2 protein-coding genes (1 of these 2 only partly in view) are annotated in these 17,167 nt (G+C 65.8%); both read left to right on the forward strand.

The genetic code is table 11. The features are described 5' to 3' along the window. A complete protein-coding gene (locus tag ACIBW7_RS21645) occupies positions 1–1,665 on the forward strand; it encodes a hypothetical protein (protein ID WP_397048898.1) in 1,665 nt (554 codons plus the stop codon). Continuing rightward, positions 1,662–17,167, forward strand: the start of a protein-coding gene (locus ACIBW7_RS21650; RefSeq protein WP_397048900.1) for a GntR family transcriptional regulator. The gene runs 24,070 nt beyond the window's last position; 15,506 of the gene's 39,576 nt are visible here — the first part of the coding sequence; its start codon is at positions 1,662–1,664; the stop codon falls past the right edge of the window. The genes ACIBW7_RS21645 and ACIBW7_RS21650 overlap by 4 nt, the downstream gene beginning before the upstream one ends.

The raw sequence follows: 17,167 nt of genomic DNA on the forward strand, positions 1-17,167 counted from the left end.
GTGGGCCAGTCGTTGCATATCGATCCGGACCGTCTCCATGCGCTCATCACCGAACTCGCCGCAGTCGCCGAATCCGCGCATCAAGATCTGGCCGAGCTGAAGAACGCCCTGGCCCGTGAGGGCAAGCCATGGGGTGACGACGAGCCGGGGCGAATGGTCGGCGATGCCTATGAGCCACAGGCGAAGAAGGGGCTCGAGGGGTATCACAACCTGGTCGAGAATCTGCGCGGATTGAGCAAGGGCGTCAGCGAGGTCGGCGACGCGTTGCACGACCAAGACCAGAACAGCGGCCAACAGATCCGCAACACCGGCTCGAATCCGCCAGTGTCCGTCGCGCCGGATACGACGTGGACCGGCACCAACGCACCCCGAACCAGTTCGCCCGCAACCGATTCCGGGGCGTACACCGACAACGGAAACACGACGCCGACACTCCCCGGCGCTTCATCTCCCACCTCCTCCACCCAGCCGAGTTCCACCCCGAGCCCCTACCCACAACCGGAGACCACCGGCTACAACCCGATCGGCCAGCCAACACCTTTCGGTCAGCAGCCCGTGTACCCGGATTCGAGCACACCGCTGAGCGAACCGGACTCCACGCCCGAACCTGCCGCGCAAACCTCGACCGGAGACGGCGAGAATGCCACAACATCACCGCAGCTCACGGGCGATTCGGCCCCGGTCGTCCCCGGTGCGACGCCATCCGCCGCCACGGTGCCACCCCGGACCGGCGATACCGGGGTCGCCGAGAAGCCCGCGGGCACGCCATGGTCGAGAACGCCGGGGACGGCCCTCCCGGCGATACCGTCGGGCACCCCCTGGGCCCGTAGCGGCGCTCGCCCACCGGCACAGGTCTTCGCACCGCCCCCGACCGGCGTCGGCCCAGCGCAGCCCACCGATCGGAAACGAGAGGACAAGCCACGCAAGAAGAAGCGCGATTCGACCGCGGCAGAGCTCGTCCGGGCGCCGACCGATGCGGCGGCGCTGGCCGCGGCGCATGAGCTCGCCGATCGACACGAACTGCGGATCGTCGGCTTCGACACCTCGGGTATCGGTCAGGAGATGGTCGCCCAACTGGCCGCGGCCATCGACGACATTCTCGGCAAATATCCGTTCATCGAGCTCGGCGGGATCGAGATCACCGAACTCGAAGGCCGGATCTCCCAGGTGACCCGGGATCGAGGCGATGAAGGGACCGAATCGGCGAGCACAGGGTCGTGGATCCTGCTCGACCGCACCCTCGTCACGAACCCCGCCCAGTTCAGCGAAAAGGTCTACGCAGCAATACAATCCGGGAACTCTGTAGCCGGATCCGAGGAGCGACCGATGTATTCGACGATCGTCGGCGACCTCGGCCGGATCATGACGGAGCAGGCGGGTCAGCCCATCCAGCGGCTGGCGCAACGGTCTCTGATCACCGAATATCAGCGCATCAACGGTCTATGGGACGCCGGGGACACCCTGGCCCGCATCGTCGGCGGCTACCGGCGGTGGCGAGACCAGTTGGGCGGCAACAGTATCGTCGACGGTCGGTTCCAACCGCACGCGGCGTTGGTTGCCGCATTCGCCGAAGTGGAGTTGCGTGGCGATGACGCGTGCGGTCCGGCACGGGTGCTGTATCGGTTGCTTGTGGAGGGCGCGAGAGGGCGGTCGGCGCCCTCGTGAGTGTCACGATCCCACCCGACTTCCCGGACTGGCTGACGCGCTGGGTGATCGGCCACTTCCCGGTCGGTAAACCCAAAGATATCCGCGCCGCGGCCGACGCCTGGGCACGCTCGGCCGAACGTCTCACCGTTACCCTGCGACACCTCGAGCGACTCGCACAGGACGTGCCCGCGGCGATCCAGGGCGAGGCCGGCGAAGCGATCCAGAAACAGCTCAAAACCGAGATCGCCAACACGCACAATCAAATCGAATTCGCCGACGGCATGGCAGGCCTGCTCTACGACTCGGCCAACTCGATCGAACTCGAGCAGTACATCGTCATCGGTATCGGGGCCGTCCTCCTCGCCAACCTGCTCATCGATACCGCCGTACCGATGAAGGCCGCCAGCGACCGCATCGCCGCCGATGTTGCCGCCACAGCCGCCCGTCGCGACACCCTCGCTTTCCTATTCCAACGTGCCGCCGGCTTCATGGAGCGATTCCCCCACATAGCGCTCGCCATTCGCGCGACCATCATGGGCGCGGTCTCCATGGGCGGCGTCGTCGCCGGTGCCGAGTACGTCCAAATCGTCCAGGGCCGCGGCAAGCCCGGTCGCCGTACCAGCATGGATTGGGGCCAAGTCTGGGTGGCGGCGACCGCCGGTGGTGCCGGTGGCCTGGTCGGCTCCATGGCTACCCGCGCAGTGCTGCCCGCGCTCACCCGTATGGCGGCCAACGCCGCGACACCGGTGGGACGCACGACCGGACGCGTCGTGGCCGTCGTGCTCGCGAGCGCTGCCGGTGGAGCCGCGGGCGGGGCCGGCGCCGCGGTGGTCGTATCCAAGCTCACCGACACCGAACTCACCGGCCGAAAGCTTGCCCAGATGATCCTGATGGGTGCCAGCAGTGGCGCCATCGCGGGCCTCGGCGCGGCGGCGCGCGTCACCCGAGCCATGAGCGCCGCCCGGCCCCCTGAGGGGACCGTCCCCGAGATCGGCGGATCCCGAGGCAGTCGCGACAACAGCTGGCGCGACGGCCTCCCGGTCCGATCAGCGCCCGACTCGGCCAGACCACACGGCAGCGCCGAGACACCTCGCTCACGCGAGGAGACCATCCCCGAGATCGGCGGATCCCGCGACCACAGCTCGCGCGACGGCGTCCCGGTCCGAGAAAACACCGACGACGGCCACACATCCTGGCAGGCGCCCAAGGAGACCATCGACGAGCTCGGCAAGCTACGCGACGACGAGAGTGGCGGGTCATTAGAAGATGCCTTCCGCAAACTCGATGAGGGCGGCACCCCGCCGGATACCAACCAACCGCCATCGGGCACGCCGCAGACCCCGCCCGCGTCGCCGACATCCCCCGGTGGCACACCCGAACCCAGCCACGGCTGGAGTTCCTGGGATATGGCGCTGCAACAACTTACCGAGGGCAGCTTCGGAGCCGCACCTGCCGATCCCATGGCCGCACCAGGGGGGTCGTCGTCCACCAACCTTCCCGGTACCGCTCAATTCCACAGCAGCCGTCCCGATTCTCCGCAGATGGGTCTGGCCGGAACGATCCTCGCCGCCGAAGGCCAGCCCAACGCCACGCCGGGATCGGTAATGACGATGAGTGCCGACACTCCCGTCGAGAACAACACCCACATCGGCACCGCCAAGGATTTCGGTGGCAACGGCGGTGGCAACGGGCCGGGAGTCACAGCGGGACCGCCTGTCGCACACGGGGATTCGCCGACAGGTGGCGGCTCTGGTCCGCGCCCGAACTCACCTGGGCACGGGCCCGGCGAGCTGCCACCCGATCCGGAAGGGAGTATCGACCACCTCGACTTTTTCGACTACGAGCCGGTCGGCAACGAGCCCTCCACACCGGCCGGTACCTCCCCCTCGGCGACGCCGCACACAGCCAGTGCCACACCGGTCGAACCAGTGCCGGGCAGCGGGCCTGGTTCGATGCCGCCCACATCGACGGAGGCGAAGAGCCCGACAGCACAGGTGGGTTCGGCCGGCCCCGGCGGCGCACCGGCAACACCCGCTGCCACACCGGTGGCCAACACACCTCACGCCAACCCACAGGCCGGACAAGCCAACACACCCCAGCCCCAAGCCACACCGCAAGCCGGACAAGCCAACACACCCCAGGCCACCGCACACGCCGCACAAGGCAACGCACCCCAGCCCCAGCCCACACCGCAAGCCGGACAAGCCAACACACCCCAGGCCACCCCACACGCCGCACAAGGCAACGCACCCCAGCCCCAGCCCACGCCGCAAGCCGGGCAAGTCAATCCACCGCACCAAGCCAACCCGCAAGGTGCACAGGCCAACTCGCCACAGCAGCCGCACACCGTGACACCGACACCCGGCGCAACCGCAAACAACCTTGCAGCCCAGACGATCCCACCCACAGCGCTGGCGGGCGCGGCGGCACTGGCCGGGCATGGGCTGTCGAATCCCGATACCACCGCAGAACATTCGGCATCCCTGCCCGCGATGTCGGGCGGGCAGCCCACCGACAACGACCAAACCCCCAGCGACCCAGAAGAATTCCCCGACCGCATCGGCACCGTCGTCACACCCCCGATGCCCAGCTACGTCCCCGCCCAACCCCAGATAGACGAATATCCGAACAACGCACCCGACGAATACACCAAACCACCGGGCACGACTTACAAAATCCCCGGCCAACCCGATACACCGGACGGCCCGCCCCCCAACGCAATCCCGATCGTCCCGCACCCGACTACCCCCGCGGTGCCGGACACCGGCCCGGCCATACCTCTGACCGACCGGCCACAGGTCCCGATCCCCGACACCGCGATCCCCGGCGCACCCGCCGAAGACGACGGGCAGAAACCGCGCGTCCACGACTCCGAACCACCCCTGCCCCGCCACAACAACACCCCCGCACCGCACCTGCCCGCCACACCCGCCGACCGCCCCACCGAACTCAACCCACCCTCCCATTACGCCACCCCGCCCAACCCCGAAACCCCCGGCGCCCCAACCGATCCCACCGCCACCCCGCAACTCAACCGCGACAGCACCCAATACATCCCCGACCCCGCCATCCAACCGACCCGCGGCGGAACCCCCGCCACCACCCTCGCCGGACCCCTGCCCCAACCAGTGGTCCCGGCACGCCCCGTACCCATGGCTTCGGCCTCAGTGGACGAGCCCAAGAAGCGCAAACGCAAACCAACCACGCCACCACCCGAACCACCACCGCCGACGCCGAAACCGCCTGCGCCGATACCGGTACCGGCCCCGCAGCCGAAGCCGCAGCCGACCCGAGCAGCCACAGCACCGGCCCGCACGAAGGTCACCACACAGTCGGCACGGACAACCGGACGCGACCTGGCCATCACCTTCGCCAGTGCCTCCGGCAGCGGTGCAATGAGCATGCCGTCCCTCACTCACACCGAACAACGCGGCCGCAACCTCGCCGAGGTGGTGCTGACGGGTGGCGGCCTGGCTACGGCCACCCGCCCCACCCGAACCACGAGCACACAGGTCCGCCCCCTCGCGGCGACCACCACCGAACTCGACGACAGTTGGCTCGAGGGACTCCTGCTCCCAGCCGAACCCGAATCGGCCAACCAACACGCCACCCGCGACGGACACGCACCGCGGCCACATGAAGAGACCATCGCCGAGATCGAAGAGATCGGCCGGGCCATCTTCCTCGACCTCGGCCTGCCCGACGACGACAGCGGCACCCAATCACTCTCGGGCTCTACGCGACCAACGACTTCCCCCGGAAGCGCCCCCGACCTAGGCAACGGCTGGAACGCCTGGGACGCGGCCCTGGAACAACTCACCCGGGGCACCTACGAACCCGCACCGACCGACCCCATCACCACACCGGTAAGCCCGGCATCGACCGGCCTCCCCGGCACCGCCCGATTCCACCGCAGCCGACCCGAGACTCAGCAGCCGGACCTCGCCGGAACCATCCTCGCCGCCGAGGGCCAACCCGACACCGCACCCGGATCGGTGCTCCCGATCAGCACCACCGCACAGGCTGATACCACTCACACCGACACGACCACCGATCTCGGCGTCACCAGCAACGAGCCGGAATTTCCAGTGGAGCCACTCGTCCCACAAGCGGCCGGAGCCGAGCACGGGCCCACCGCGACACCAACCGCCCCTCGCGAAGCGAGCATCGTCAACCTCGACTTCTTCGACTACGGGCCGGTTGTCGGCGAGCCCGCCGCAGCGGCAACACCAACCGCCGAACCATCGACCACGCAGACCAACGCACCCCGCCCCACGGTCACACCGCAAGGCGCACGAACCGAATCGCCAGAGCAGCGGCACGCGGCCGCTCCAGGCCTCGGCGTGGATGCGAACAATATTGCAGCACAGGCGATCCCACCGGCAGTGCTGGCGGCCGCCGCCATACCGCCGAGCGGGCATGGACCGTCGAATCCCGACACCACTTCAGGCTCCCCGACACCGCCGCCCGCGATGTCGGGCGGCCAGCCCACCGACAACAACGAACCCCCGAGCGAACCAGAAGAATTCCCCGACCGGATCGGGACCGTCGTAACTCCCCCGATGCCCGGTTACATTCCCACCCAACCACAGATAGACGAATACCCGGACAACGCACCCGACGAATACACCAAACCACCAGGGACCACATACAAGATTCCCGGCCAGCCCGATGCACCGGACGGCCCACCTCCCAACGCCATCCCGATCGTCCCACACCCGAGCACCCCGGCAGTGCCGGAAAGTCGACCCGCAATCCCCCGCACAGACCGGCCCCAGGTCCCGATTCCGGATACCGCCGTGCCCGGAATGCCCGCCGAAGACGATCGCGACGGGCAGAAGCCCCGCGTCCACGACTCCGAACCACCCCTGCCCCGCCACAACAACACCCCCGCACCACACCTTCCTGCCACGCCCGCCGACCGCCCGACCGAACTCACCCCACCAGCCCGCTACGCCACCACACCCAACCCCCAAACCCCCGGCGCCCCAACCGATCCCACCGCCGAGCCGCAACTGCACCGCGACAGCACCCAATACATCCCCGACCCCACCGTCCAACCCACCAGCGGCGGCGTTCCCCCCACCACCCTCGCCGGCCCATTGCCGGAACCAGTGGTCCCGGCGCGCCCCGTCCCCATGGCCTCGGCCTCAGCGGACAAGCCCAAGCGCAAGCCCAAACCGAAGTCCCCACCAGAACCAGCCGAGCCGCTGAAACCGCAGACGCCGCCAGTTCTCGTACCACCGGCCGCTGAACCGAAACGCCGCAAGCGCGGCACATCCCAACCGGATCAGCCCGTCAGCACCGACCCACAGCGGGAGCGCTCCGGTCCGCCACAGCCGACGAGCGCGGACAACCGTCGCAGCGACCCGCACGGCCCCGCTGTGGCCGATCCCGTCTTCCTGCGTATTCGGCAGGGAATAGCCGCCGCATATATGAAATCCGAGAAGGTCTCGGAACTGCATCCAGTGAGCCGAAGACTGGCACAGATGGCCCGGCAGGATCTGATAGAGGCGATCAAGCGGCTGAATTCCGTTGAGCGCGGACTTCTCATCGAAGCCGCGGAGTGGGCGCGCAATAGCCAAGAGATCACGACACTACAGAACGGTGCGATCAAGAGACTGGCCCGTTCGCTGCGAACAGTCCCATTCGACGGCACCCGGACCCTGACCGACCTCGAGTACGTGGAACTCGAACTCGTCGCCGCGGATATGTCGCTCAGGGAGATCGGCACCGCGCTCGGCTCGAAGGAAACGACGGTGCGGGCACACTTGGTTCGCATCCAAAAAGCGCTCGGCGTCGAAGACCGCTCGGCGGCGGTCGCGGTCGCCATCATCCGCGGGATCCTGCCGCGCACCGATCCCGGCATCGCAACAAAACGTGATTCCGCCACGGACATCGCTGAGCCGACCAGCCGGGAACGCGAGGTGTTGGCGCTGCTCGCGGACGGTCTGACCAGCGGTGAAATAGCGGAAGCGCTCGGCGGCCTCGCGGTAGACACCATCAATTCCTATGTCGAGCACGTCGGCGACAAGCTCGGGGTGGACACCCGTGCCGGGATGGTGGCGGCGGGATTCTGGACGGGAATCCTTTCCCGCACGCAACCGGAGACCACCGGCGAACCGGATGCGATCCCGAAGCTGAACGCACGCGAAGTCGAAGTACTCACCCACATCGCTCTTGGCAAGACCAGCGCACAAATAGCGGCCGACACCGGGCTGACCGAGCAGACCGTCGACACATACGCGTCTCGCGCCCGGCGCAAGCTCGGCGCGGGCACCCGCGCAGGAGCGGTCGCAACGGGCATCCGCACGGGCCTACTCCCCGGCACCAAACCGGTCACCGCCCCGGGTCCCGGCACCGCCGTGCCCCAGCTGACCGACCGCGAACGCGAAGTGCTCACCTTGGTCGTCGCGGGCAAGACGAACGAGGAGATCTCGACAGTCCTCGACCTGACCGCGCAGACCGTGAAGACCTATGTGTTCGAGATCAACAAAAAGATGGGCACGCATCATCGAGCGGGACTGGTCGCGGCGGCGCTTCGCACGGAGACCATACCCATCGTGGAGCTCGGCGCGATCACCGGCGGCGGCGGTGGGCGTAGAACCGGCGGGCCACCGCACGGTGCGGTGCAGGCGTACTCCGATTCCTATCTCATTGCGGCACTTGGTCTTTCCCCAGAGCCTCGGCGCGGCAATGCCGCATCCCATGCGCCCGGCGATGTGCCGTTGTGGGCCATGGGATTCCATCGAGACCCTGAGACGGGGCAGGAGTCCGGCACATCCGCGGGGCAGTCGGCTAACGGCGAGCAGGCCCCGAGCGAAACCGAGCGTGCGCGTGCGGATCTCGCGAGAGCGCTTGGGGTGGACCCGGAGATATTGGGACTGCGCGGGGTACTGCTACAGGTCATCGACCAGCTGCAAATGGAATTGCGCCTCCTCGACGACTGGTCCGCGATCCAGGTCGGTGAACTTCCCGGCTGGCTGGGACGTGCTCTCGACCGTGAGTATCGCGCCCAACGGGCGATGAGCGATGGGGGCACCGCGGAAGAACTCGCCCGGTTGGCCACGGACACAACCCAATTGGAAGCAGACCTGCCTGCGTTTCTCGGGCAGGAGGAACTGGCCCCCGGCTGGCGCGACGCGACCAGCGACGACCCGCTACACGAACTGCGCCAACTGGCAATGCGTGCGGACGCGCCGCAGGAGATAGTCGACCTCGTCGATGCCACCGCGCGCCTTCTCGGACTCGCCCCGTTGGTTACTCAGGCGACGCCGAGCACGGACTCGCCGTCCGTGGCGCAAGCGCGCGCGACAATTCGCGAATCGCTTACTGCCGAAGCCGATATCGCGGCGGCCGAGGCGATGCTCGACGCCCTGGTTCGGACTGCGCAGGGGCCGGTCGTGGTCCGGGTACGAACGGACGGGCCCGGACGCGTGCGGGTCGAGGTGGTCGACCAGAGCCGGACCCTGCCGGTACGTGATGAGCCGCACAAGACCACCGGGGAGGTGGTGCCTACCGAGGCGGGCCAGGTCACCGAGCTGTTGGACCAGTCGGGACGGTGGGGCTTCCGGTTGAACACCAACGGGTCACGCACACGGTGGTTCACCGCCGGGCCGGACGAATCGGCGGCACCCGCGTCGGAACCCGCACTGCGAATGACTTTCGAACGCGGCCAGGTTAAACGGGGCGGGGCCAGGGCGCGCAGGGAAGTCCGCCAGTTCCTGTCACACAACACACGCCTGCCCGAGCCGACCATCGATGCGGCAGTACGCGCTGTGTCGGAATTACTCGGCAACGTGGCACTGTATGCCAAGCAAGGAGGTGCGGAGCTCACCGTCGATGCGGACGATTCCCGCGTACGGATCAACATCACCGACACCTCGGTCGGACTGCCGAAATGGCGAACCGAGAGCAACGTCCAAGCCGCTGACGAGGTCGCACCGTCACCCACCGTCAACCCTGCCGACATAGACGCATACCTAGCGGGATTCGCATTGGCGGCGGCACTGGAATCCAGCGGGACCGACCCGGACGAAATGGAGAACCGCGCCGACGGCGAGCACGGGCGTGGCGCGCGGATCGTGACGGATAATGCTCGCGCCGTCGGCACCGATGTGACCCTGCACGGCAAGACGGTCTGGGTCGAATACCGAACTCCCCCAGGGAGCTACCCGGCATCCCCGGACGACGCCCTCGACCTCCCTCAGGGCCGCGCACGCCGCGCCGACGGCGCTGTGGTGGTCGCGTCACCGTGGACAAAGCGAGGACAGTCAGCCGAAGGTCCCATGGTCTTCAGCACGCCGCCAGGCGATACTCCGGGTGTCGGACGCGCGGACCATGAAGCCGATTCCGCCGCACCCGGTTCGGATGCGGATCCCGCAACTGATCAGCCCACCGTTGTGCCGGGTGTTGGTACGCCGAGTCACAGTGCCGAGACCGAATCGGCTCTGCCTGCGGCGAGCCCGCATTCGGCCAATCCATCTCCGGTCAGCAAGCCGATACGTGACGCCCTCAAAGCGATCATGGCTCGAATCGACCGCGCCGGTGCGGATCCGGTCGCTACAGAGCAGGCCAAGGAGCTGGTACTCGAGCGTTTTGAAGAATATCTGCAAGTAGCGCGGGTGAATGCGCATCGCCGACGCATGACAGCGCGGACAGCCGCTCTGCTGAGAGAAGGCGTTCCGGCCACGGTTGCCGAGCGGCGGGCCAGAAAGGAGGCAGACGCTTACCTGCGGTCCGCGAAGGCAGCCAGGGCGGCCGGTGGCGTCGCTGCGCACAACACCAAGGTCTGGGTGCAGAAGGTTCAGGCGCGCGTCCGGCGGGCGAACTTCAACTTCGTCGACGGGCTTGCCCGGCTGTACCGCGGAGTGCACGGTATGCCATCCGAGCCCATCGTCGGGCTCAGCGAGGCGCAACGTGCCGTCATCGATTATTTGGACACCCTGCATCACAATCTGGCGGCCGCTGAGGCGCGACTTGCTGCACTGCTGGAGCGGCATCCGGACCTCGAGAACAATGGCGCACACTTCTGGCTGACGGCTTTCAGTTCGCATCGCTCGGCACTGTTCGAGATGTCCGCTCACTTTCTCGCGGGTAAGACACAGAACGGCCGGTCGGTCACGTCGCAAACGGACCTCAGCAATGTGAGAGGACATGCGACGTCGATTAAAGGGTTGCTCGGTGAGATTCAACTGGCCGAGCAGTTCGACCAGATCGACGCCGTATGCCTACGGGTCGAGGTCGCGACGCCGATGGGCCCGCAGATCGATGCGGAAATCGATGTCATCACCGATGGCAATCGGGTCTGGCGCGAAGCGAAAACCAACAGCACCGCTTCCCAACAATCAACCACGACAACGAAATTCGAGGCACAGGCTCGCAGGCAGCTCCACATTGCGTACATGAATCGCGGGTACTGGGTAGATGGGGCGCCGCCGCAGATCAAGTGGCATTTCATGAATGGTCTCCGCCCAGCCGTCAAGGCGAGATTGGAGGCCATCCGAATCGAAGACGAGTCCGGTCAGATCCTCCCGGATTATCACGTCGAGGTGATAGACGACTCCGCCACAGGAAGCGTCCACGAGACTCCTGTCCTCGGTACTGCCGCCGAACGCTCCGACAACCCTGAGGCCGCTCGCAGCCGCAGGACGAGGAAGAGGAAGTCGTCTCCGACCCGAAGTGCGACGCCCGCCGAAACAACCAGCAACGCTGACGGGCCGGCCGTCGGAGACGCCCCGCAATCCGGCGACGGAACTGAATCGGAACGAACAGCCGATCCGGAATCCCTGCCGGATGGCATTCGCAACATCTTGGCTCGCATCGACGAAACCGGCGTGACACCGGAAACAGCAACGCAGGTCACGCAGATCGTTGTCGACCGCTACCAGCAACATCGCCGCCAGAGTGCGAATGGCCACCGCTCGCGGTTCTTCGATTCGACGCTGACAGAAATCCTGTTGACCGGCGCATCGGCATCCGATGCCGAAGCGATTGCACGGCATCGGACGGAAGAATATATGGGCAGCGATCGGGCTCGGGCCCAGATCACTGCTGATGCTGTGTTGCGCACGACCCAATGGGTGAACCATATCGAACTCGTCCAGGCACTGCGGAATCACGGGTTGTCACCGGGACAGATGGCGACTCCGGCCGCACTCGACGTAGCGGCACGTTTCACAGCGAGCGGCGCTTCGCTGGATACCGATCAGTTGCCGAAAGGCTTGCAGCGGACCATTACCCGAATCGAAAATTCCGGTGTCGATCCAGCTATTATCGATCAGGCGAAACTCGCGGTTCTCCTGCACTACCGCGAGTATATACCGATAAATACCGAGAGTGTTTACCGTGATACCTTGCTGAGCAAGCAAGCCGGGTTCGTGGCAGACGGTTTCCCCGATGCAGTCGCCAACCAATTGGCCCAATTGGCAACCGATGCCTTCATGCAATCCGCGAAGGCACGAAAGGCGATCAATGGTGTCGCCGCAAACAATGCGAGCCAGTGGTTCGACAAGGTACTGGCCAGTGCCGAGCGGAACGATCTCGATGTCGCGGAACAACTCGCCGATATCTACCGGCGGGGCCAACAGCCGCTGTCCGAGGCAGAGCAACAGGCCGCCAGCGATCGCTTGGGCGCCATGCGAGCCGACCTCGATGCAATCGCCGGGCGACTCGCCACGCTCCTGGATCGGAGACCGGACCTTACGACGAAGGGCGCGGCTAAATGGCTGACACAGATCGGTACGCAATTCGCCGCGCTCGAGCGACTATCCACCGCTATCGCAAACTGGATCGCGGCCGGGGATCCGATCACGCACGCCATGATGAACGACCAGATCTTGCACGGCCCCGCCGCCATAATTCGCGGACTCGGGGGCGAGATCCGGCTGGCCGAGCAGCTCGAAGACATTTACGCGCTGGGACAACTCGTCCACCTGCACGCGCCGACCGGGGTTCAAATGGCCGGCGAGGTAGACGTCATTACCGACGAGGGCCGAACTTGGCACGAGGCGAAGACCAACGATATCGATGCGCAGCGCCACGGGCAAAAGGCCATCGAGGCGCAGGCCAGCAGACAACTCCATATCGCATATCTGAATCGCGCGTACTGGGTGAACGGCCGCCCGCCGCAGATCAAGTGGCATTTCATGAACGGCGTACACCCGACCGTTAAATCCAGGCTCGAGGCACTCCGCATCGAAGACGAGACCGGACGGATCATCCCCGATCACCACGTCGAAGTAATCGACGATTCCGGAACGGGAAGCTCTGGCGGGTTCGAACGGGACGATATCCCCGCCGACGCGACCCCTGTCCTCGATTCCACCACCGAACGTTCCGACAAGTCCGAGACCACTCGCAGACGCACGAGGCGCAGGAGAGCGGTCGTCGAACCGGTGCCTGGTCCGACCAATTTGCCCGCCGATGCCGTGGGCGAGAGCGTCGACACACCGCCGAACCACGTCGAGGTGTCCGAAGGCGAGGTGTACGTGATCGCCTTGGTGGCGGGCGGCTCGGAGAGTTCTCTCGGTGCTGTGCTGGGGATGACACCGGCGCAGGTGAACGGGCTGCTCGCCCGACTGATCGGCAAAGTCGGATCCGAGGGCAGTGTTCGCGCGGCACCGGGGCACCGGGGATCATCTGGCAACGCCGAAGCGCCACCGGCAAGCTTCCAGCCCTCACCTGGACAGCTCGAAACCCTGCGCGCGTTGGCCGAAGATCTACCCGAGCAGGCGGCTGAGGGCACCATCGATGTGCCCCCGGAAATCTTGCAGGCCTTCCGATCTCACATCTCGACTCGGGTGTCCTCGGAGTTGAGCAAGCGCGAGACCGAAGTGCTCGGTCTGATCGCGCAGGGTATGTCAGCCGGACAGGTCGCCGCAGAACTGGGGCTGTCGCCCAACACCGTGAACGGCTACATCGCACGCGCGAAGATCAAGCTGCGCACCACCGACCTGCGTTCCACTGCCGCGGCAGCACAACAACAACAGGCGACCGATTCACCCCCGACCGAGCAGCCTGAGACTGTCGACCCCGCATCCGATCCGCCCGAACGTGCAGGAGATGGGACCTCCAGGAGCACGCCCGGCCCCACACGTCGCCGCCCGGCCGGTCCAGGTGCCCGGCAACACAACGCGGGAACGCCGCATCGATACCTTTCCGGCGGGAACGGACCTGCCGAATACGACCCATTCCTGCGGTACCGCCGCACCCCGGCAAACGGCCCAAACGACCCCGCCCGACGCCGAAGGCACCAATCGGGCGCAAGAAATCCCGAACCTGACGGCACCGCAGCACACCCGGGCGGAGTTCCCGGCGACGTGACGACGCAGGCACAAGCGCAGGACAGCAGGGTGGTGCATGGTTCCGGGAGCGGCAACGGTGACGACGGCGGTCGAACCGAACCGCCACGGGATCTGGGCGCGCTGTCCAAGGAAGCACACGCGGCACTCGACACAGCGGGCGCCGAGTTGCGCGACCTCGGTTCGGCCGACCGGATCGCCGAGCAGCTGATGCGGGATGGAGTCCCCGGACAGACCGCGATAGTGCTGGAACGCATCGATGGTGTGGACCGCGCCAGAACACTGGTCTACGACGGCCGCAGAGTCGTCGAGGTGCGCGATCCAGATAACGACGACGGCATGATTCACGAATTCGTACCCGGGTCGAGCGCTACCGAACAGACACGCGCACTGGTGTATTCGCCGGTGGAGACGGCGGATCGGGCCGAGGCAGAACATGCCTTGGGCAGACTGCTCGGCCGACACGACTCCGACCGGTTCCCCGAGCACTTTCCCGACGGTATCCCCGACCGGCCCACCCGCGCGGCGACGGCACTGGACTTCGATCCGCCCCGCACCATCGACGGACCGTTGCAGGAAAACGAATGGTCGACCCTGGCGAAGCTGTACCCCAACGAGGTGTCGAACTCGCGAGGAGCGCCACCATCGGCGCGCGCCCAAGCACGTGAGGTATGGAGCGACCGTTACTTCCCCCGGGAACCCGTTCCCGCGTCCGAAACACCCGCCGAATACCTAGCTCACCGCGCTGATGACGCAATCGTCACGTACTCGAACACTTACCGCGCCGGTGCGAACGACGGCATCCACGGATGGGTGGATCAGGAGGGTGTCCTCCTATTCCAGATCAGTGCGGCGCCGGGCACCCCCTCGGGCCAACAGATGTTCCGAGACTTGATGGCCGAGATCGGATCCCACGTGCGCGCGATCCGTGCGCCGTGGTCGGTGGGCGACAGTTTCACCGACAATATCGACACCTTCAACGCCTACAGACAGGATCTGGGACTTTCCCCCGAGGAAGCGGCACGCCGGACCTTCACCGGCAAGATGGCCGGTGACATGGGGTTCACCGAGGTGACCGTCAACCGCTTGATCGGCCCCGTCGGGGAGCACCACATCGTCATCGTGACGTTTTCCAAGCCCAACCACCCGCCCGCGGCAGAGCCGGGCGCCTCGTGGGCCGACGACAGCCGTCCCGACCCCGACCAACTCGCGGATCAGGTATTTGAGCACGCACAGGCCGTCGTGGCGCAGGCAGTCGGACGCGGCGTCGAGCTCGATCCGGACCAGCAGCGGCAGCTGGCTCGTGACATCACCGAGCAGACACTGCTCATCGCTGGCGATGCCGGTGTCACAACTGACGTCGATCAAGTGCTTGCGATTGCCGATGCCACCACGCTGTTTCTGTTCGAATACACTCGGGGCGGTCTGCCGCCGCAGCCCACTGACCCGCTCGAAGATCATCCGGTGCAGCGCACCGAGCCCCTCGAAGAGCGCACGCCGGACCGGGCTGAGTCATTGCTGGAGATATTCCCAGCAGAGTCGTCGGCAGCGGAGCTGAGGCATATCGCGCAAAGGATCGGCTGGCGCGACACCGTGAAAACGGCATTGCGCCAGGCGATTCGGTCCGGCCGGATACCGGAGGGCACACGACTGCCTGCCGCCGACATAGTCGCTACGGAACTCGAGTTGTCGTCGTCGACCGTGGAAGCGGCGTACCAGGGATTAGATACCGAACGCTATCTGGTGACCAGTCGCGGGCGCGGCACCACGGTCGCCGAGCGCAGCCAATGGCCGAGAGAACCGGTACCGGACCCCGCCGTACCGATGGGACCACAGATGTTCCTGGACATGCTCGCCGCGGAATCTCCGACCGAGGAGCTGGCCGATACCGCGCGGCAGATGGGTTGGCGCGAGACTATCAAAACGCTATTGCGCCAGGCGATCCTGTCGGGCTCGATACCGGCGAGCACGCGACTGCCGTCAGCCAAAGCAGTCGCCGACCATCTCGGTCTGTCGCAGGCGACAGTAGCCCCCGTCTACAAACAACTGGCCGCCGAAGGCTGCGTCGTGACCACCGCCCGTGGCACTACGGTGGCGAAATGGCGTGGCGGCTCAGCCGAACCCGACGGCGGAGTGACCTACAGCAATATCGTGACCGGACAGCCCGACAATGTTGCTGGAGTGCCCGCGCCCGCCCAATCGGACCGGGATACCAGCCAAAATCTGTTCCCGGCTGAGCTCTTCCGAGAACTTCAGCGCCGACATGGCGTAATTGTTGATTTACCGCAGGCAATCGGCCTCGAAAAAATGGAGGCGATTACCGAAGATCTCGACTACCTACTGATTATGCATTCCGGGGTAGCGCTTGGAAGAATATTCGTCGACCGACTCGGCCAGGGATTGGCCGCACGCGCCACTCCGGTTCTCGAACGGGGCCGTCTGGTCACGCACTCGATCACCTTGGATTTCGACCACGTCCTGAATGCGACAACCGAAGAGGTGCGGGACACCCTGGTACGGGTATTTGCGGATGCGGTGCTCTATGCCGGTAGATGGCGCGCCGAGGCGTACGCGATGCGGGCCTTGTCGGAGCATCTCGGAGATGTGAGCGATGAGGAATTCACAGATTGGCTGAACCAGCAATTCCCGGACGCTTGCTACTACACGGACGAGAACAAAACAAAGATAGGTCTGAATGTTCGTGCGGCGTTGCAGCGGTCATTCCTCGACTTCGAGAACAGCCAGCCGAACCTCACCGACGGCATGCGCATCATGCGCGAACTACTTGTCGGCTTCGCTCGAAAGTTGCACGGCTACGGACTGAAAGAGGTCGATACAGAGTCACCGTCATTCAAGTCCAGACAGCAGCGCGCGGCCGACCTGGAGAACGACTTCGGTGTAGAATTCGTCGGAGTCGACATGCTGGACGTCGAGGATGCAACTTTCGACGAGTTGTTCGAGATATTTCGCACTCTGCTCACCGAAAATCCTGAATTACTTGTCGCTCCATCCGGTCAGGATCGCCCCAGAATCGGTATTGCGGCGGACGCACGCGAATCGACTATGGCCGCTACCTCCAGCGAACCGTTCGACGGTGTGGAGCGTGCGACCGGGCTATTTCTCACCGAGCGGCTTGCCATCAACCTACCGCTGCTGCGCGAATGGGTGGCGGAAGACATAGAAAATGGATACATCGCCGGGGACCCCGATCATCCGAT

The sequence above is a fragment of the Nocardia sp. NPDC049526 genome, assembly GCF_044465765.1.
Classification (GTDB): domain Bacteria; phylum Actinomycetota; class Actinomycetes; order Mycobacteriales; family Mycobacteriaceae; genus Nocardia.